Source organism: Streptomyces sp. NPDC001373, assembly GCF_042895815.1.
Taxonomy (GTDB): Bacteria; Actinomycetota; Actinomycetes; order Streptomycetales; family Streptomycetaceae; genus Streptomyces.
In genome coordinates this window covers 516,852-535,525 of the sequence record NZ_JBIAWQ010000001.1, presented here as the reverse complement: position 1 = coordinate 535,525, position 18,674 = coordinate 516,852, and the positions used below count along the sequence as shown (strand labels likewise).

Genomic DNA, 18,674 nt, shown 5'->3' with positions numbered 1-18,674 from the left:
CGAGCCGAAGGGCCCCGCCGTCCCGCGGTGGGGGACGGCGGGGCCCAGGTGTGGGTTCAGCAACAGCGGAAGCCCTCGCGGGGGTCCGCTTCGCGGGCGTCGGTGCGGGCGCGTTCGAAGGCGCGGCGGGTCAGGATCTCGGCCTCGGGGTCGTGGGAGCGGGCGTGGGCGACGTAGCGGTCGTAGGCGGCCTCGCCGGAGAACTCCCGGACGTAGTACCGCGCCTTCGCCAGCGCCCCGCGGACCGCGCCGCTCATCCGACCGGGTCCTTCACCCGGCCGCCGCCCCCGTCGAGGCCGGCCGCCGCGAGTTCGGCCTTCTCCGCGGCCGTCGCGATCAGCCCGGCCGGGGCGATGATCTTCGACTCGGTCCACGGCACCTCGGAGAGGCGGACGGAGCCCGGGTCGGCCACGGCCTTGAAGCAGGTGCGGGCCGCGTCGAGCAGGACGATGACGATCAGGACGGCGAACAGAGCCGAGAGGACCCCGTCGACCGTGGCGTTGGTGACCACGGTGTGCATCTCGTCCATGTTCTTGGCGGGCGGCAGCACCTTCCCGGCGTCGATGCCGGTCTGGTACTTGTCGCGCTGGGCGAAGAAGCCGATCTTCACGTCCTCCGAGAAGACCTTCTGGTAGCTCGCCGTCAGGGTGACGGCCACGTCCCATGCGAGCGGAACGCCCGTGACCCAGGCCCACTTGAGCCGGCCCGACTTGACGAGCAGCGTGGTGCAGACGGCCAGCGCGACCGCCGCGAGCAGCTGGTTCGCGATGCCGAACAGCGGGAAGAGCTGGTTGATGCCGCCCAGCGGGTCCTTGACGCCGACCCACAGGAAGTAGCCCCAGCCGCCGACGACGACCGCGCTGGCCAGCCAGACGCCCGGCTTCCAGCTGACGTCCTTGAAGGACTTGTGCACGTTGCCCAGGGTGTCCTGGAGCATGAAGCGGCCCACGCGGGTGCCCGCGTCCACCGTCGTCAGGATGAACAGGGCCTCGAACATGATGGCGAAGTGGTACCAGAACGCCTTCATCCCGGCCCCGCCGACCACGGCGGAGAAGATCTCCGACATTCCGAGCGCGAACGTCGGAGCGCCGCCCGTCCGGGACAGCAGGGTGGTCTCCTCCACGTCCTTGGCGGCCTGCGCGAGGGTGTCGGGGGAGATGGCGAAGCCGAAGTGGCCGACCGCCGCCGAGGCGCTCTGGACGGTGGTGCCGATGACTCCGGCGGGGGAGTTGACGCCGAAGAACAGGCCGGGCTCGATGATGCACGCGGCGATCACGGCCATGACGGCGACGAAGGACTCGGTGAGCATCGCGCCGTAGCCGACGACCCGGATCTGGGTCTCCTTCTGGATCATCTTCGGGGTGGTGCCCGAGGCGACCAGGGAGTGGAAGCCCGACAGGGCGCCGCAGGCGATGGTGATGAAGACGAAGGGGAACATCGAGCCGGCGAAGACCGGGCCGTCGCCGCGCGTGGCGAAGTCGGTCACCGCCGGCATCTTCAGCGTCGGCATCGCGACGACCACGCCGACCGCCATCAGCGCGATCGTGCCGACCTTCATGAAGGTGGAGAGGTAGTCGCGCGGAGCGAGCAGCAGCCACACCGGGAGGACCGAGGCGAAGAAGCCGTACCCGATCATCCAGAGGACCAGGGTCTCCTTGTCCAGGGTGAAGAAGTCCGCCCAGGAGGACTCGGCCACCCAGCCGCCCGCCACGATCGCGAGAAGCAGCAGCGCGACGCCGACGACGGAGACCTCGGTGACCCGGCCCGGCCGCAGGTAGCGCAGGTAGACCCCCATGAGGAGGGCGATCGGGATGGTCATGCCGATCGAGAAGACGCCCCAGGGGGAGTGCCCCAGCGCGTTGACGATGACCAGGCCGAGCACCGCCAGCAGGATGATCATGATGGTGAACACGGCGAGCAGCGCGGCGGCGCCGCCGACGGGGCCGATCTCGTCCCGGGCCATCTGGCCGAGCGAGCGGCCGTCGCGCCGGGTGGAGAAGAACAGCGTCACCATGTCCTGGACGGCGCCGGCGAAGATGACGCCCGCGACGATCCAGATGGTGCCCGGCAGGTAGCCCATCTGGGCGGCGAGCACCGGGCCGACGAGCGGGCCGGCGCCGGCGACGGCGGCGAAGTGGTGCCCGAAGAGCACGCGCCGGTCGGTGGGGTGGAAGTCGACGCCGTTGTCGAGACGTTCGGCGGGGGTGGCCCGGGTCCTGTCCAGCTTCAGCACGCGGTTCGCGATGAACCGCGCGTAGAAGCGGTAGCCGATGGCGTACGAGCCCAGCGCGGCGGCCAGCAGCCAGGCGGCCGAGATCTCCTCACCGCGCGAGAGTGCCAGCACCCCCCAGCCGACGGCCCCGACGAGGGCCACGGCCACCCATACGGCGATCGACCGCGGGGTGGCTCTCGCCGCCGGCGTCCGCTGTGTCCCTGTTGCTCCCGGTTCCGGCATGATCCTCGTCCCCTCGTTGATCATCTGCGTAAGCGCACGGAATCTACGGGGGGTTACCGGTGGAGGTAAGCCCCCGTCCGCATAGCGGTACGAGCGTCCACCGGGGTTCGAAGGAGAGTCAACAGGTGATCACACGGCAGGTCGCTGGAGGCGGGCAACGAACTTGTAACGGTCGCCGCGATATACCGATCGCACCCATTCGACCGGTTCTCCGTCGGCGTCCAGCGAGTGCCGCGAGAGCATGAGCATCGGCAGGCCCACGTCGGTGCCGAGCAGCCCCGCCTCGCGCGGGGTGGCGAGGGAGGTCTCGATGGTCTCCTCGGCCTCCGCGAGCCGGACGTCGTACACCTCGGCGAGGGCGGTGTAGAGGGAGGTGTACTTGGCCAGCGAGCGGCGCAGCGCGGGGAAGCGCTTGGCCGACAGGTGCGTGGTCTCGATGGCCATCGGCTCGCCGCTGGCCAGGCGCAGCCGCTCGATGCGCAGCACCCGCCCGCCGGTGGCGATCTTGAGCAGTCCGGCGAGGGTGTCGTCGGCGGTCACGTAGCCGATGTCCAGGAGCTGGGAGGTCGGCTCCAGGCCCTGCGCGCGCATGTCCTCCGTGTAGGAGGAGAGTTGCAGCGGCTGGGAGACCTTGGGCTTGGCGACGAAGGTGCCCTTGCCCTGGATGCGCTCCAGCCGGCCCTCGACCACCAGCTCCTGGAGGGCCTGCCGGACGGTGGTCCGGGAGGTGTCGAACTCGGCGGCGAGCGTCCGCTCCGGCGGCACCGGGGTGCCGGGGGGCAGGGTTTCGGTCATGTCGAGCAAGTGCCGCTTGAGTCGGTAGTACTTGGGCACACGCGCCGTTCGAGTGGCTGGCCCGCCCTCCGGCTCCGTGGTCGCCCCTTCGGTGGACATCGCCGCCCGCCTTCCCGACTCCAGTTTCGCTGCCGTCACCGGCTCCTCCGATATGTGCGGTCACATGGTGACACGGGCGGGAGGGCAGGCCTCCTCCCTCCCCCAGGTGTCGGTCCGATAACGGACCGAGCACCCGCTCATTAGACCCTTGACACCCCTAAAGGTCTAGGCCAAGCTCCCGGTACTGGTCTACACCAATATGGATCAGATCCCGGCCCCACGGGCAGTACTTGGTACGTACGTCACCGCGGCGGGCGAGGGAAGGTGCACAGCAGCAGCATCCCTGAGGAGGGTGGCGTGAAGCGCAAGCTCATTGCGGCGGTCGGTGTCGTGGGCATGATGGTCGGTGCCGCCGCGTGCGGCAACGGCGGCGACGACAAGCCGAAGTCCGACGCGTCGGGTGGCGCCAAGGAGATCACCGTCTGGGTGATGGACGGATCCGCCCCGAAGGCCTGGATCGAGCAGGTCAACAAGGAGTTCTCGGCCAAGCACCCCGGTGTGACGGTGAAGGTCGAGGAGCAGAAGTGGACGGGCATCCAGGAGAAGGTCACCACGGCCCTCTCCGAGGACACCCCGCCGGACGTCCTCGAACTCGGCAACACGCAGACCGCCGGCTACGCGGTCACCGGCGGACTCGCCGACCTCACCAAGGACAAGGCCCAACTCGGCGCCGACGCCTGGCAGAAGAGCATGCTCGCCTCCGCCGAGGTCGACGGCAAGCTCTACTCCGCCCCCTGGTACGCCGCCAACCGCGTGGTCGTCTACGACAAGAAGGCCTACGAGAAGGCCGGCGTCACCCCGCCCAAGACCCGCGACGAGTGGATCGCCGGCCTGGAGAAGCTGAAGGCGTCCGACCCCTCCGCCCAGCCGATCTACCTCCCCGGCCAGAGCTGGTACATCCTCGCCGGCTTCATCTGGGACGAGGGCGGCGACCTCGCCGTCAAGGACGGCGGCAAGTGGAAGGGCCAGCTCTCCACCCCGCAGGCCGCCGCCGCGATGGACTTCTACAAGAAGCTCCAGTCGTACTCCACGGCCCCCAAGGACAAGGACGAGGCCACCCCGCAGCAGTCCACCGACATCGTCCCCAAGGGCGGCGTCTCCTCCTGGGTCGGCCTCGGCTGGGAGGCCGGCGGTGCCGAGAAGGCCCTGAAGGACGCGGGCAAGGACGCCGACTTCGGCTACTTCCCGATTCCGGGCAAGACGGCCGACAAGTCCGGCACCGTCTTCCTCGGCGGCTCGAACCTCGCCGTGGCCGAGCGCTCCAAGAACAAGGAGCTCGCCAAGGAGTGGCTGGCCCTGGCCACCGGCAAGGACCAGATGACCAAGTACGCCGCCGAGGTCAAGGGCGCGCTGCTGCCCAACCAGGTCGGCGCCAACTTCACACCCGCCGCCGGCTCCTTCGCCGAGGCCATGGCCAAGGCCGGCCTCAACGGCAAGATCACCCCGGTGACCGCGGGCTGGGCGAACGTCGAGACCGAGCCGAACCCCGTCAAGGAGTTCATGACCAAGGTCCTGAAGGGTGAGGACGCCGCCAAGGCGGGCGCGGACGCGGACAAGGAAATCGCGAACCGCATCAACAAGTAACCGCCGCAGCCCGCAGTGCCCGCACGATCCAGCCGTGTGATCGCACCGGGGGGTGCGGCAGGCCCCGGCCGCCTGCCGCGCCCCCGGTCGCGCATTTGACTCCACAGTCAACCGCGAGGAAGCCAAGCCATGACCGTGCACTCCCAGGGAGCGACGACCAGCGCTCCACAGGACGCACCACAGAAGTCCGCCGGACGGCCGAAGGCGCCCAGCCCCGCAGCCGGCCCCCGTCCCGCCCCTCCTCGCGGGGGCAGAAAGCCGCTCCCCTCGGGGTGGCTGCCCTACCTGCTGGTGCTGCCGGCCGTGGCCGCCATGGCCCTCCTGCTGCTGTACCCGCTGATCAAGAACGTGATCCTGTCCTTCCAGGACATCAACAAGATCGAGTTCATCCAGCGGAAGTACCCCTTCGCGGGACTCGCCAACTACACCCAGCTGCTCGGCGACTCCGGCTTCTGGACCGTCGTCGTCCGCAGCTTCGCCTTCACCTTCGCCAACGTCGTACTGATCATGGTGATCGGCAGCCTCATCGGGATCCTGCTCAACCGGCTCGGCACGTGGATGCGCCTGGTCCTGTCGATGGCGCTGGTGATGGCCTGGGCCATGCCCGTCGTCGCCTCGGTCCAGGTCTTCTCCTGGCTGTTCGACGAGCAGTTCGGCGTCATGAACTGGGTCATGCGCACGCTCGGCTTCTCCGGCTACGAGCAGCACAACTGGTTCGAGACCGGCCTGTCCACCCTGACGATCGTCACCCTCCTGGTGGTCTGGGGCTCCATCCCCTTCGTCGCCCTCAACATGTACGCCGGCCTCACCACGGTCGGCGCCGAGCTGTACGAGGCCGCCCGCATGGACGGGGCCAACGGCTGGCAGACCTTCTGGAAGGTCGTCTTCCCCAACCTGAAGCCCTTCTTCCTGGTCACCACGTTCCTCGAGGTGATCTGGGTCTTCAAGGCCTTCACCCAGGTCTACGCGATGAACAAGGGTGGCCCGGACCGCGCCTCCGAGATCCTCCCGGTCTTCGCCTACGTGGAGGGCCAGAGCCAGTTCCACTACGGCCTCGCCGCCGCGATCTCCGTCCTGACGATCCTGATCCTCCTGGTCGTCATGTCCTTCTACTTCCGCCTGATCCTGAAGCAGGAGGAGGAGCAGTGAGCACCACCACCGCCCCGGACAAGCCCGCCCAGCGGCTGCGCACCCGCGGGCCGCTGCGCCCCGCGACCGTCGCCAAGAACCTCGGCGCGCTGCTCCTGGCCCTGGTCTTCGTCTTCCCGGTCTACTGGATGTTCTCCTCGGCCCTCAAGCCCAACAGCGAGATCCTCACCAAGGACCCGGTCTTCGTCTTCACCCCGACGCTGGACAACTTCACCAAGGCCACCGGAGTCGAGAACTTCTGGACCTACGTCACCAACAGCCTCGTCGTCACCGTCGGCGCCGTCCTGCTGGCCCTGCTGGTGGCCCTCGCCGCGAGCTTCGCCATCGCCCGGATGAAGTTCCGGGGCCGCAAGGGTCTCGTCCTCGGCGTGATGATGGCCCAGATGGCCCCGTGGGAGGTCATGGTCATCGCGATGTACATGATCGTCCGCGACGCCGAGATGCTGAACAGCATCGGCGTGCTCACCGCGATCTACTTCGTGATGGTCCTCCCCTTCACCATCTGGACCCTGCGCGGCTTCATCGCAGCCGTCCCGGTGACCCTGGAGGAGGCCGCCCAGATCGACGGCTGCACCCGCGGCCAGGCCTTCCGCAAGGTGATCTTCCCGCTGCTGGCCCCCGGCCTGATGTCCACCTCGCTCTTCGGCTTCATCACCGCCTGGAACGAGTTCGCGATGGTCCTGATCCTCAACAAGGACAAGACCGCCCAGACCCTGCCGCTGTGGCTGACCCAGTTCAAGACCGCCTTCGGCAACGACTGGGGCGCCACCATGGCCGCGTCCTCGATCTTCGCGATCCCCGTCCTGGTGATCTTCGTCTTCCTCCAGCGCAAGGCCGTCGGCGGCATGACCGCCGGCGCCGTGAAGGGATAACGGCCGTGACCATCCTTGCGCACCACGCCACCGGGTCCGATGCGAACGACGGCGTGACCCGCGACGCCCTCGCGGTCCTCCAGCCCGGCTTCGAGGGCACCACCGCCCCCTCCTGGCTGCTGCGCCAGGTCGGCGAGGGGCTCACCGCCGTCGGCCTCTTCGGCCGCAACATCGCCTCGCCCGAGCAGCTCGCCTCGCTCACCGCGCAGTTGCGCCGCGAGCGGGACGACGTCCTCGTCGCCATCGACGAGGAGGGCGGCGACGTCACCCGCCTGGAGGTCCGCGGCGGCTCGTCCTTCCCCGGCAACCTGGCGCTCGGCGCCGTCGACGACACGGAGCTCACCCGCGAGGTGGCCCGCGAGCTCGGCCGCCGCCTCGCCGAGTGCGGGGTCAACCTCAACTGGGCCCCGTCCGCCGACGTCAACTCCAACCCCGACAACCCGGTCATCGGCGTGCGCTCCTTCGGCGCCGACACCCGGCTCGCCGCCCGGCACACGGCCGCGTACGTCGAGGGCCTCCAGGCCGCCGGGGTCGCCGCCTGCACCAAGCACTTCCCGGGCCACGGCGACACCAACGTCGACTCGCACCACGCGCTGCCCCGCATCGACGTGGACCTGGACACCCTCCAGGCCCGCGAGCTGGTCCCGTTCAAGGCGGCCATCGCGGCCGGCACCAAGGCCGTCATGAGCGCCCACATCCTGGTGTCCGCCCTCGACCCGACCCGGCCCGCCACCCTCAGCCCGCAGATCCTCACCGGTCTGCTGCGCAGGGAACTCGGCTACGAGGGCCTCATCGTCACCGACGGCATGGAGATGAACGCCATCGCCGGGACGTACGGCATCGAGCGCGGCTCGGTGCTGGCCATCGCGGCCGGCGCCGACGCCATCTGCGTCGGCGGGGGCCTCGCCGACGAGGCGACCGTCCTGCGTCTGCGCGACGCGCTGGTCGCCGCCGTGCGCGAGGGCGCGCTGCCCGAGGAGCGGCTCGCCGACGCCGCCGGCCGGGTGCGCGCCCTCGCCGGATGGGCCCGGCAGGCCCGGCCGGACGCGCAGCCGGAGGGGAGCCGCGCGTCCGGCATCGGCCTGGAGGCGGCCCGCCGCGCGCTGGCCGTGTCGGGCGAACGGGCCCCCGTGGCCGCCCCGTACGTCGCCACGCTCGCACCCGTCGCGAACATCGCGGTCGGCGACGAGACCCCCTGGGGGGTGGCCGCGGAGCTGGCCGCCCTGGTCCCGGGGACGGTCTCGGGCGTCTACCCCGAGGGTTCGGCCGCCGGGGACGTGCTGGCCGCCGCGGGGGACCGTACGGTCGTCGCGGTCGTCCGCGACGCGCACCGGCACCCGTGGATGACCGAGGCGCTGGACGCGCTGGTCGCCGCGCGGCCGGACACCGTGGTCGTGGAGATGGGCGTGCCGCGCGCCGAGCCGCGCGGGTCGCTGTACGTCGCCACGCACGGTGCCTCCCGCGCCTGCGGGCGGGCCGCCGCCGAGGTCGTCGCCGGCCTCCGGTAGTCCACCGGGCACGCGAAAGGGCCGGGCCCCCTGAGGAGGGGGGCCCGGCCCTTTCGCGCCGCTGCTACAGGCCCTGCCAGGAGGGCTTGTTCGCGTAGGTGTGGCGGAAGTAGTCGGCCAGCTTCAGCTTGGAGGCGGCCGCCTCGTCCACCACGACGGTCGCGTGCCGGTGCAGCTGGAGCGCGGAGGCCGGGACCAGCGCGGACAGCGGGCCCTCGACGGTCTGGGCGACCGCCTCGGCCTTGCCCTCGCCGGTGGCCAGCAGGACCAGGTGGCGGGCGTCGAGGATGGTGCCGATGCCCTGGGTGATGACGTGGTGCGGCACCTGGTCCAGGTCGTCCTCGAAGAAGCGCGCGTTGTCGACGCGGGTCTGCTCCGTCAGCGTCTTGATGCGGGTGCGGGAGGCCAGCGAGGAACAGGGCTCGTTGAAGCCGATGTGCCCGTCGGTGCCGATCCCCAGCAGCTGGAGGTCCACCCCGCCCGCGTCGGCGAGAGCCTGGTCGTAGGCCTCGCAGGCCGCGTGGACGTCGGCGGCGGAGCCGTCGGGGCCCATGAAGGAGTCCTCGGTCAGGCCCAGGGGCTCGACCACCTCGCGGAGCACGACCGCGCGGTAGGACTCCGGGTGCCCGGCCGGCAGGCCGACGTACTCGTCGAGCTGGCAGACCCGGGCCCGGGAGGCGTCGACCTCGCCGGCCCGGACCTTGGCGGCGAGAGCCTCGTAGACGGGCAGCGGGGTGGAGCCGGTCGCCACGCCCAGCAGGGCGTCGGGCTTGCGGCGGACCAGGGCGGCCATGGCCTCCGCGATGAGCTCGCCGCCTGCCTTGGCGTCCGGGACGATGACAACTTCCACGCGGGGCCTGCCGATCTGAGTGGGAGGGGTGGGCTGGTGGTATAGACCAATCTAGCAGAGAGTGCCCCCCGGATGGCGGTACTCCGCCCCCCTTCCATGCTCGACCCTCCGGCCGCGCCCCGCCCGGTGCGGGGGAGGGGCGCGGCGGGGTCTACAGGAGAGCGAGCTGGAGCCCGCCCGTCGCGTCCAGGTGCTGGCCGGTGACCCAGCGCGAGTCCGGCGAGGCCAGGAAGGCCACCACGTCGGCCACCTCCTCCACCGTGCCTACCCGGCCGAAGACGGACCGCGAGGCGGCGTGCGCCCGGGCCGCCGGATCGGCCAGCCAGGCCGCGTTCAGCTCGGTCTCCGTGATCCCGGGGCCCACCGAGTTGACCGTGATCCCGCGCGGTGCGAGGGCGGCGGCCAGCGAGACCGTCAGCGCGTTCACCGCCCCCTTGGCCATGACCGTGGCGAGGATCGCCGGCAGTGCGATGTGAGGGGTGCCGGTCACGTTGACGATCCGGCCCCCGTCCGCGAGCCGGTCCAGCCCGTGCCGGATCACGAAGAAGGGCGCCTGGGCGTTGAGCGCCTGGACCCGCTGGAAGGTCTCCTCGTCGGTCTCCCCGATGCCCGCGAAGACGGCCGCCCCGGCGTTGTTCACCAGGACGTCCACCCGCTCGGTGTGCGCGGGGTGGGCCTCGTACGCGGCCCACAGGGCCTGCGCGTCCCCCGGAACCCCGAGCTCTGCCCCGATCGCGAAGGCCCGCCCGCCCGCGGCCTCGATCGCCGCGACGGTCTCCGTGGCCGCTGCCCCGTTGTGCCCGTAGTGCACGGCGACCAGTGCCCCGTCCCGCGCCAGCCGCTCCGCGACGGCCCGTCCGATACCCCGGCTGCCGCCCGTGACCAGAGCCGTCTTCCCTTCGAGCACGCCCATGACGCGCCCCCCTCCATCATTTGCTAGCGATCGATACAGAAGGGGACCGTACCAGATTCCCTAGCGACCGCTATAGAATCCTCGGCATGGTGACAGGACAGCGCGGCAGGCCCCGCTCCTTCGACCGGGACGCCGCCCTCGACCAGGCGATGCTGACCTTCTGGGAGCACGGCTACGAAGCCACGTCCATCTCCGACCTGACCCGCGCCCTGGGCATCGGCGCGCCCAGCCTCTACGCGGCCTTCGGTGACAAGCGCAGGCTCTTCGACGAGGCCGTGGTGGTCTACGCCGGCCGCTACGGGGACTTCGCGGGCGTGGCGCTGCGCGAGGAGCCCACCGCCGGCGCCGCGATGGCCCGGATCCTGCGCGAGGCGGCCGGGATCTACACCGACCCCGCCCACCCGCCGGGCTGCATGGTGATCAGCGCGGCCGCCAACACGACCTCGAAGGAGGTGGCCGAGGCCCTGCGCGAGCGCCGCAACGCCAACCTGGCGATGTTCGAGAGCCGGATCAGGGCCGACATCGCGAGCGGGGAGCTGCCCGCCGGCACGGACGCGCGGGCGCTGGCCGTCTACGCCGGCGCGGTGCTCCAGGGGATGAGCCAGCAGTCCCGCGACGGGGCGACGCGGGAGGAGCTGGAGGCCGTGGCGGACCGGGCGCTCCTGGCCTGGCCCGGGCGGCCGGCGGCCGGGCCGCAGCCGCGGCCCGCACCCCGGCCGGAATAGCGAAAAGCCCGGGGCCTGGGCGCCGGGCGGTCCGCACCGCGATTCCCCGCGCACCGCGCCGGGGATTTCCTCTGGGCCACGGTGCAGGACGGGACCCTCAACCCGTCCGGCACCGTAGCCCGGAGTACTTACGGCCGTCAGGTGTGCGGTTCCCGGCGGCCGGTCGGAGGTGCCTGCGCGGTCAGGGCAGAACGCGTGGCCACCTCGATCCGTCCTCCTGTGCGGGGAGGGCGGAAGCGTGAGGCAATTGTGGACTAGACCAATCTGTCCTGTCCATCCAAAGCGCGGCCTTACTGGCCCGTCACTTCCTCCAACAGTACGCGGAGTGTGCCCTTCCTGGATACTCCCGAGTACCGGTCGTGGGGAAAGTCATCCCCGTACCCGGGGTACGCTCGCAATGTGCCCTCCATGAACGATCTCGTACGCCAGCACACCGCTCTCGGTGAAACCGACCTGGAGTGGCTCCACCTGCTGGTCTCGGAGTGGCAACTGCTCTCCGACCTCTCCTTCGCGGACCTCGTGCTCTGGGTCCCGACCCTGGACGGCACCCGCTACGTCTCCGTCGCGCAGATGCGGCCGAACACCGGCCCCACCTCGTACCAGGACGACATGGTCGGCCACCTCGTGCCGCGCGGCCGCCGCCCCCTGCTCGACGCCGCCCTCGACGAGGGCCGGATCGTGCGCGAGGGCGACCCGGAGTGGCGCGAGGAGGTGCCGGTCCGCGTCGAGTCGATCCCCGTCCGCCGCGAGGGCCGGGTCCTGGGCGTGATCGCGCGCAACACCAACCTGCTCACTGTGCGTACACCGAGCCGGCTGGAGCTGACCTACCTCCAGTCCGCCTCGGACCTCGCGCAGATGATCGCCGCGGGCACCTTCCCGTTCCCCGGCCAGCAGGTCGACATGGACGCCTCCCCGCGGGTCGGCGACGGCCTGATGCGCCTCGACGCCGACGGCGTGGTGACGTACGCGTCCCCCAACGCCCTCTCCGCCTACCACCGGCTGGGCCTCGCCGCCGATCTGGTCGGCCAGCACCTGGGCACCACCACCGCCGAACTCGCCCCGTCCCGGGGGCCGGTGGACGAGGCGCTCGCCAAGCTCGCCAGCGGCTGGGCCCCACGCGAGACCGAGGTCGAGGGCAGCGGCGGGGTCATCCAGCTCCGCGCGATCCCGCTCAAGCCCAAGGGCACCCGGATCGGCTCCCTGGTCCTCTGTCGCGACGTCACCGAACTGCGCCGTCGCGAACGTGAACTGATCACCAAGGACGCCACCATCCGGGAGATCCACCACCGGGTGAAGAACAACCTCCAGACGGTGGCCGCGCTCCTGCGGCTCCAGGCCCGCCGGATGGATTCCGAGAGCGGGCGCGAGGCGCTCAACGAGGCGGTGCGGCGCGTCGGTTCGATCGCGATTGTGCACGAGACCCTCTCCCAGAACCTCGACGAGCGCGTCGAGTTCGACGAGATCGCCGACCGCGTGATCGCGATGGTCGCCGAGATCTCGCCCGGGAAGGTGCGGTGCCGGCGCATCGGGCGGTTCGGGATCCTGGACGCCGAGGTGGCCACGCCGCTGTCGATGGTCCTGACGGAGATCCTGCAGAACGCCCTGGAGCACGCCTTCACCCAGGGGGAGGGCGGCACCGTGGAGGTGACCGCCGCCCGCAGCGGATCGGGCCGCACCGACGGCCGGCTGCTGATCACGATCCTCGACGACGGCTCCGGGCTGCCCGAGGGCTTCGACCCGCAGAAGGCCGGCAACCTCGGGCTCCAGATCGTCCGGACCCTCGTGGAGGGGGAGCTCGGCGGCACCTTCGACATGGTCCGTGCGGAGCCGCGTGGCACCAAGGTCGTCCTCGACGTCCCGGTCAGCCCGCAGAAGTAGCCCGCACGGGTCCGTCACTCATCGTGACAGGCCGGTGTCGGGGAAGCACTGAGCCCCGGACCGAAGGGTGATCGGTCCGGGGCTCAAGAGCACGTTGCTGAGCGCTATATGGGTACTACGCGCTGCGCGTCGAGGCTCGAAAGTCGATATCAGGCGCTGGCGTTGCGCGCCCGGTTGCGAGCGGCGCGGCGCTTCATGGCGCGGCGCTCGTCCTCGCTCAGGCCGCCCCAGACACCGGAGTCCTGACCGGACTCGAGCGCCCACTGCAGGCACTGCTCCATGACGGGGCAACGGCGGCAGACGGCCTTGGCTTCCTCGATCTGCAGCAGCGCAGGACCGGTGTTGCCGATGGGGAAGAAGAGCTCGGGGTCTTCCTCGCGGCAAACGGCGTTGTGACGCCAGTCCATGGCTGCTCCATCTCCTTGTATTGCGGGCAGGGTGCTTGTGAATGTGAACGCTTTCACGAATCCCCCCGTGAGGGAAGGGCCGACGCCCAGTTGCCTGGTGCGGTCCGAAGATTCGTGGTGGGGTTCTGGCGGTCTGTGTGGGTGCCGGGTCCTGCGGGCTGTCCCGATCGCCATGTAGAGATTCGCAAACCTCGGACGGGGATACAACCCCTTCCGGAAAGTTTTTTTGGATTCGTCGGTGTCGACTAGGTCACAGCCCTAGTTCTTGGGGGTGGACCGGCGTGTAAACGTTCGACTGAAAGGACTTTGGGCTCTTCTACTCACACAATCACACGCAGTGCACGGCGAACGCCTGTGAACCGAACGCTGGTGCGCACTCCGAGATGATCGCCGTCCATCTGGAAAGGGAGCGGAACCTTCGAATGCAAGGTGAAGTCGGTCAGATCGTGCAGGGACAGTGCGTGCTTGCCGTGCGGACCGCGCTCAGGAGTCGAGGTCAGGAGCTGTGTCGCGTACCGCGCGACGGCCGGAGTTGACAAACGGTCCAGCGCCAATACGTCAAGCGCGGTATCGAACGAGGCCTCCGGCGAGGCGTACAGGGGCCGATTTCCGAGGTACGTCCACGGAGAGGTGTTGCAGACTATCGACAGCACCAGATCCGTCACCGGATCCGCCCCGGGCTGCTCCAGCGTGATCGTTCCGTGCCGGCGGTTGGGCTCCTCCCAGAACTGCCGCATCAGCTGTCGTACATAGAGGGCGTGCGTCGAACGCTTGCCGCGCTCCCGCTGCTGCTCGACCCGCCCCACCACGCCCGCGTCGAAACCGAAGCCCGCGCAGAACGTGAACCAGCGCGACGGGACCCCCTCGTCCTCCGTCCCCGGAACGCCCGCGGCCAGCCCCAGGCCCACCGTCCGCTCACGGCGCTCGCGCAGCGCGTCCAGCAGCGCGCCGGTCGCCTCGACCGAATCGTTCGGCAGCCCGAGCGCACGGGCGAAGACGTTCGTGGAACCGCCCGGGACCACCGCGAGCCGCGGCAGGTTCTCCGGGTCCGGCCCGTCGTGCAGGAGCCCGTTGACCACCTCGTTGACGGTGCCGTCACCGCCCAGCGCCACCACGAGGTCGAGCCCCTCGTGCGCGGCCTTGCGCCCCAGGTCGCGGGCGTGCCCCCGGTACTCGGTGGTCACCGCCTCCAGCTTCATCTCGCTGGCCAGGGCATGGATGAGGACGTCGCGCGTGCGCGCACTGGTGGTCGTCGCTGCTGGATTGGCCACGAGAAGTGCACGCATGGTCGCCAGACTACCCACCCCCGCGCCCGCGTCCCCTACCGACCGTCCCCGTCCGGGCCGGGCCCGCCGCGGCTACCCTGCTGGGGTGAGCAAGAAGCCGAGCCCCCGCACCCCCGCCGCGTCCCCCGAAGGCCCCGTCGCCGCGACCGCGGAGCCCACGACGCTGCCCGGCCGGCTGACCGCAGCCGCCGTGCTGACCGCGCTGGAGGGCCTCGCCCTCGCCGGACTCGGCGTCTACATGCTGTTCGTCGGCATCGCCGGCCGCCCCGACTCCCCGCAGCAGGCCGAGACCGGGGGAGTGACCCTCCTCGCCCTCGCCGCGCTCCCGCTGATCGCGGCGCGCGGGCTGCGCCTGGGCCGCCGCTGGAGCCGCGGCCCCGCGCTGATCACCCAGCTGATGGCCCTGCCGGTCGCCTGGACCCTGTGGAACACCGGCGGTGCGATGAGCGTCGCCGCCGTGGCCCTGGCCCTGGCGGCGGTGGCCGTCGTCGGGCTCCTGGTGAACCCGACGGCGACCGAGGCGCTGGGCATCGGACCCGCCGACCGGGCCCGATGAACCCTCCGTTACCCCTCCACCGCTCCCGCGCTCACTCCTCGACGAGGAGCTTGTCGCGGAGCTGGGCCAGCGTGCGGGCCAGCAGCCGGGAGACGTGCATCTGGGAGATGCCGACCTCCTGGGCGATCTGCGACTGGGTCATGTTCCCGAAGAAGCGGAGCAGCAGAATCCGCTTCTCCCGCGGCGGCAGCCCTTCCAGCAGCGGCTTGAGCGACTCGCGGTACTCGACGCCCTCCAGCGCCTCGTCCTCCGAGCCGAGGGTGTCCGCCACCGCCGGCGACTCGTCGTCGGTGTCCGGCACGTCCAGCGAGAGCGTGCTGTAGGCATTGGCCGATTCCAGCCCTTCCAGCACCTCCTCCTCGGAGATCCCCAGCCGCTCGGCCAGCTCGTGCACCGTGGGGGAGCGGCCGTGCTGCTGGGACAGCTCCGCCGTGGCCGTGGTCAGCGAGAGCCGCAGTTCCTGGAGGCGCCGGGGCACCCGCACCGCCCAGCCCTTGTCGCGGAAGTGCCGCTTGATCTCCCCGACCACGGTCGGGGTGGCGTACGTCGAGAACTCCACCCCCCGGTCCGGGTCGAACCGGTCCACCGACTTGATCAGGCCGATGGTCGCGACCTGTGTCAGGTCGTCCAGCGGCTCGCCGCGGTTGCGGAACCGCCGCGCCAGGTGCTCGACCAGCGGCAGGTGCATCCGCACCAGCCGGTTGCGCAGCTCCGCCCGCTCCGGTGACCCCTCGGGCAGCTCGCGCAGCTCGAAGAACAGGGCCCGCGCGCCACTGCGGTCCCGCGGATCCGGCAGCACCGGGTGCGCCTCGTCCGCCGCCTCCGGGGCCAGGGCCTCCGGCGGCCGTGGTTGGTCGTGCTCGTTCTCGCTCATAGGGCCCGCCCGTCGCTCCGCCGAGTCCAAAAAGCCGTCTTCCGCATCCGCGTCAGCCGGGTGCGGCCGGGCGTGGTGCTGTTCCGGGATGCCGCCGTCGACCTCATGCCGTACCCGGGGCCGATCCCCGCCCCGCACCGGGATCTCCCCGCCGTTCACGCCGGGCCTGGCCCCGCGCCGCGCTGTTTGTAGAGGCTGATGCTCACCGTCCGGTTGTCCTCGACCGTCGCCTCGACCTTGCCGGCCAGCGCCGACAGCACGGTCCACGCGAACGTGTCCCGCTCCGGCGCGCGCCCGTCGGTGGTGGGCGCGGAGACGGTCACTTCCAGTGAATCGTCGATCAACCGGAAGACGCAGCTGAGGACGGAGCCCGGCACGGCCTGCTGGAGCAGGATCGCGCAGGCCTCGTCCACCGCGATGCGGAGGTCCTCGATCTCGTCGAGGGTGAAGTCCAACCGTGCCGCGAGACCGGCCGTGGCCGTTCGCAGCACCGACAGGTAGGCACCCGCAGCCGGCAGCCGGACTTCCACGAAGTCCTGGGTCGCGGGCTCGCCTGCAATCTGGGACACCCTCACCTCCAAGGTGGTACGAGCTCTGTTCGCCGGTGACGCTATCGCGATCCGGGTGATCGTGTCGCGGCACCCCTCATGACGCCCGCTGTGGAGCGGCCGGGCCGACCCCGCCTCCGTGCAGTGACTGATGGTAAGCCCATGGGTACACACAGTGGCTAGGGGTCTGCGGGCCCAAATCGGGGGAACCGGCGGAGGGTTGAACTACCCCGCTTCAGACGATCGAACCGTCGACAAAACACCAACGCCACGTCTCGCCCGGTTCGAAGCTGCGCATCACCGGATGACCGGTCTCCTGGTGGTGCGCGGTGGCGTGGCGGTGGGGAGAGCTGTCGCAACAGCCCACGTACCCGCACCCGAGGCACATGCGCAGCTGGACGGGATGGCTGCCGAGCACCTCACATTCCGGGCAGGTCAGCGCAAGCGGGACCGGCTCGGGGCGCGGCAGTTCGGCAACGTGGGTGCACTCGCTCATGATGGCCAGGTTACGGCCAGGGTGCGGGTGCGACATCGGCGACGAGGGATGGGGGCGGATCTTCGATGGAGGTATTGCCGCTGGTGGCGCTGGTGGCGGTGAGCACCGCCGTGGCGGGGGCGGCCCGGCGCACGCCCGTGCCGGCGCCGCTGCTGCTGGTCGCCGTGGGACTCGTCGCCGCGTACCTGCCGGGGGTGCCCCCGTACGTCCTCGACCCGCACATCGTGCTGCCCCTGCTGCTCCCGCCGCTGCTGCACACGGCCGCGGTGGACAGCTCGTACCTGGACCTGCGGGCCAACGCGCGGCCGATCGCCCTGCTGTCGGTGGGGTACGTGCTGTTCGCGACGCTGGCGGTGGGCTGGGTGACGTACCTGGTCGTGCCCGGGGTCACGCTGCCGGTGGCGCTGGTGCTGGGCGCGGTCGTGGCCCCGCCGGACGCGGTCGCCGCGACCGCGATCGCCCGGCGGCTGGGGCTGCCGAACCGGGTGACGACCATCCTCCAGGGCGAGTCCCTGGTGAACGACGCCACCGCCATCACCGCCTACAACGTGGCCTTGGCCGCGGCGGTCGGGGTGAGCGCCGGCTGGGCGGGCGGGGTCGCCGAGTTCCTGCTGGCCGCGGTGGGCGGGGTCGGGGTGGGCCTGCTGCTGATGGTCCCGATCCACCAGTTGAGGAAGCGGCTGCGGGAGCCCCTGCTGCAGAACACGCTGTCGCTGCTGATCCCCTTCGTGGCGTACGCGGCGGCGGAGCGGGTGCACGCGTCGGGCGTGCTGGCGGTGGTGGTCGTCGCGCTGTACCTGGGGCACCGGAACTGGCAGGTCGACTTCGCGACCCGGCTCCAGGAGGAGGCGGTGTGGAAGGTCGTCGCGTTCGTGCTGGAGTCGGTGGTCTTCGCCCTGATCGGGCTCCAGCTGCCGGTGGTTCTGCGGGGGCTGAGCGAGTACGAGGGGCCGGCCGCGGCCTGGTACGCGGTGGCGGTGTTCCTCGCGGTGGTGCTCGCGCGGTTCGTCTGGGTGTTCCCGGCGACCTTCGTGCCGCGGTGGGTGTCGGAGCGGATCCGCGAGCGGGAGCCGGACACCGACTGGAAGTCCCCGGTGATCGTGGGGTGGGCCGGCATGCGCGGGGTGGTCTCGCTCGCGATCGCGTTCTCCGTGCCGATGAGCGTGCCGCACCGCAACCTGATCCTCTTCCTGACCTTCACCACGGTGATCGGCACCCTGGTCGTGCAGGGCCTGACCCTTCCGCCGCTGATCCGGGCACTGCGGCTGCCGCCGCGCGACACCCGGGCGGAGACCCTGGCGGAGGCCCAGGCCCAGAGCGAGGCCTCGCGGGCGGCGGAGGAACGCCTGGCGGAGCTGCTGGAGGCCCCGGAGAACAGCACCCTGCCGCCGCCGCTGGCGGACCGGCTGCGGACGGTCCTGGAGCGGCGCCGCAACGCGGTGTGGGAGCGGCTGGGGGAGGTCAACCCGGTGACGGGGGAGTCGGCGGACGACGTCTACCGCAGGCTGGCCCGGGAGATGATCGAGGCGGAGCGGGAGGTTTTCGTGACCCTCCGCGACGGCCGCCGCATCGACGACGAGATGCTGCGGGGGCTGCTGCGCAGGCTGGACCTGGAGGAGGCGGCGGCGTACCGGGAGGAGACCGCCTGAGGGGTCGGCCCCGAGCGGGCCGGCCCCGAG

18 protein-coding genes are annotated in these 18,674 nt (G+C 71.0%); 8 read left to right on the top strand and 10 right to left on the bottom strand.

Going from position 1 to position 18,674, the window contains the following annotated elements; translation table 11 throughout:
* Nucleotides 1-56: 56 nt before the first annotated feature.
* The 3 genes from ACFY15_RS02570 to ACFY15_RS02560 all read right to left on the bottom strand — a co-directional run bounded on the left by ACFY15_RS02570 (nt 57) and on the right by ACFY15_RS02560 (nt 3,349).
* Complete coding sequence (locus ACFY15_RS02570) at nt 57-257, bottom strand: CstA-like transporter-associated (seleno)protein (protein ID WP_390685272.1); 201 nt, start codon at nt 255-257, stop codon at nt 57-59.
* Nucleotides 254-2,455, bottom strand: a complete 2,202-nt coding sequence (locus ACFY15_RS02565; protein ID WP_390685273.1) for a carbon starvation CstA family protein — start codon at nt 2,453-2,455, stop codon at nt 254-256. The genes ACFY15_RS02570 and ACFY15_RS02565 overlap by 4 nt, the downstream gene beginning before the upstream one ends.
* Before the next feature lie 129 nt (nt 2,456-2,584).
* The gene (locus ACFY15_RS02560; protein ID WP_045945891.1) at nt 2,585-3,349 is read right to left on the bottom strand and encodes a GntR family transcriptional regulator; all 765 of its coding nucleotides are present in this window, start codon (nt 3,347-3,349) and stop codon (nt 2,585-2,587) included.
* 297 nt (nt 3,350-3,646) lie between these two features.
* Here ACFY15_RS02560 and ACFY15_RS02555 point away from each other — a divergent pair, with 297 nt between their 5' ends.
* From ACFY15_RS02555 to ACFY15_RS02540, 4 genes are all read left to right on the top strand, one after another.
* A complete protein-coding gene (locus ACFY15_RS02555; RefSeq protein ID WP_390685274.1) occupies nt 3,647-4,933 on the top strand; it encodes an extracellular solute-binding protein in 1,287 nt (428 codons plus the stop codon).
* 129 nt (nt 4,934-5,062) lie between these two features.
* Nucleotides 5,063-6,082 (top strand): carbohydrate ABC transporter permease, encoded by a 1,020-nt coding sequence (locus ACFY15_RS02550; RefSeq protein ID WP_390685275.1) that lies wholly within the window; start codon nt 5,063-5,065, stop codon nt 6,080-6,082.
* A gap of 35 nt (nt 6,083-6,117) precedes the next feature.
* Entirely contained in the window at nt 6,118-6,954 is an 837-nt protein-coding gene (locus ACFY15_RS02545) for a carbohydrate ABC transporter permease (RefSeq protein ID WP_366452659.1), read from the top strand.
* Between the two features lie 5 nt (nt 6,955-6,959).
* Nucleotides 6,960-8,462, top strand: coding sequence for a glycoside hydrolase family 3 protein (locus ACFY15_RS02540; protein ID WP_390685276.1), 1,503 nt, complete (start codon nt 6,960-6,962; stop codon nt 8,460-8,462).
* 64 nt (nt 8,463-8,526) lie between these two features.
* Here the strand turns inward: ACFY15_RS02540 and nagB are convergent, their stop codons facing one another.
* On the bottom strand, nt 8,527-9,312 hold the full coding sequence (nagB, locus tag ACFY15_RS02535) for a glucosamine-6-phosphate deaminase (RefSeq protein WP_390685277.1): 786 nt from the start codon (nt 9,310-9,312) through the stop codon (nt 8,527-8,529).
* A gap of 151 nt (nt 9,313-9,463) precedes the next feature.
* Entirely contained in the window at nt 9,464-10,225 is a 762-nt protein-coding gene (locus ACFY15_RS02530) for an SDR family oxidoreductase (protein WP_390685278.1), read from the bottom strand.
* 86 nt (nt 10,226-10,311) lie between these two features.
* Here ACFY15_RS02530 and ACFY15_RS02525 point away from each other — a divergent pair, with 86 nt between their 5' ends.
* Nucleotides 10,312-10,950, top strand: coding sequence for a TetR/AcrR family transcriptional regulator (locus ACFY15_RS02525; protein ID WP_390685279.1), 639 nt, complete (start codon nt 10,312-10,314; stop codon nt 10,948-10,950).
* Nucleotides 10,951-11,358: 408 nt separating this feature from the next.
* Nucleotides 11,359-12,828, top strand: a complete 1,470-nt coding sequence (locus ACFY15_RS02520) for a sensor histidine kinase (protein ID WP_390685280.1) — start codon at nt 11,359-11,361, stop codon at nt 12,826-12,828.
* Between the two features lie 149 nt (nt 12,829-12,977).
* Here the strand turns inward: ACFY15_RS02520 and ACFY15_RS02515 are convergent, their stop codons facing one another.
* The gene (locus ACFY15_RS02515; RefSeq protein ID WP_003953983.1) at nt 12,978-13,235 is read right to left on the bottom strand and encodes a WhiB family transcriptional regulator; all 258 of its coding nucleotides are present in this window, start codon (nt 13,233-13,235) and stop codon (nt 12,978-12,980) included.
* Nucleotides 13,236-13,555: 320 nt separating this feature from the next.
* A complete protein-coding gene (locus ACFY15_RS02510) occupies nt 13,556-14,521 on the bottom strand; it encodes a diacylglycerol/lipid kinase family protein (RefSeq protein ID WP_390685281.1) in 966 nt (321 codons plus the stop codon).
* A gap of 85 nt (nt 14,522-14,606) precedes the next feature.
* On the opposite strand from ACFY15_RS02510, the gene ACFY15_RS02505 reads away from it, so the two are divergent.
* Nucleotides 14,607-15,077, top strand: coding sequence for a hypothetical protein (locus tag ACFY15_RS02505; protein ID WP_390685282.1), 471 nt, complete (start codon nt 14,607-14,609; stop codon nt 15,075-15,077).
* 31 nt (nt 15,078-15,108) lie between these two features.
* On the opposite strand, the gene ACFY15_RS02500 is transcribed toward ACFY15_RS02505, so the two are convergent.
* From ACFY15_RS02500 to ACFY15_RS02490, 3 genes are all read right to left on the bottom strand, one after another.
* Entirely contained in the window at nt 15,109-16,095 is a 987-nt protein-coding gene (locus tag ACFY15_RS02500) for an RNA polymerase sigma factor SigF (protein ID WP_390685508.1), read from the bottom strand.
* 11 nt (nt 16,096-16,106) lie between these two features.
* Nucleotides 16,107-16,520 (bottom strand): anti-sigma regulatory factor, encoded by a 414-nt coding sequence (locus tag ACFY15_RS02495; RefSeq protein ID WP_362064397.1) that lies wholly within the window; start codon nt 16,518-16,520, stop codon nt 16,107-16,109.
* Between the two features lie 214 nt (nt 16,521-16,734).
* On the bottom strand, nt 16,735-16,995 hold the full coding sequence (locus ACFY15_RS02490; RefSeq protein ID WP_390685283.1) for a UBP-type zinc finger domain-containing protein: 261 nt from the start codon (nt 16,993-16,995) through the stop codon (nt 16,735-16,737).
* 65 nt (nt 16,996-17,060) lie between these two features.
* On the opposite strand from ACFY15_RS02490, the gene ACFY15_RS02485 reads away from it, so the two are divergent.
* A complete protein-coding gene (locus ACFY15_RS02485) occupies nt 17,061-18,644 on the top strand; it encodes a Na+/H+ antiporter (RefSeq protein ID WP_390685284.1) in 1,584 nt (527 codons plus the stop codon).
* The last annotated feature ends 30 nt before the right edge of the window (nt 18,645-18,674 follow it).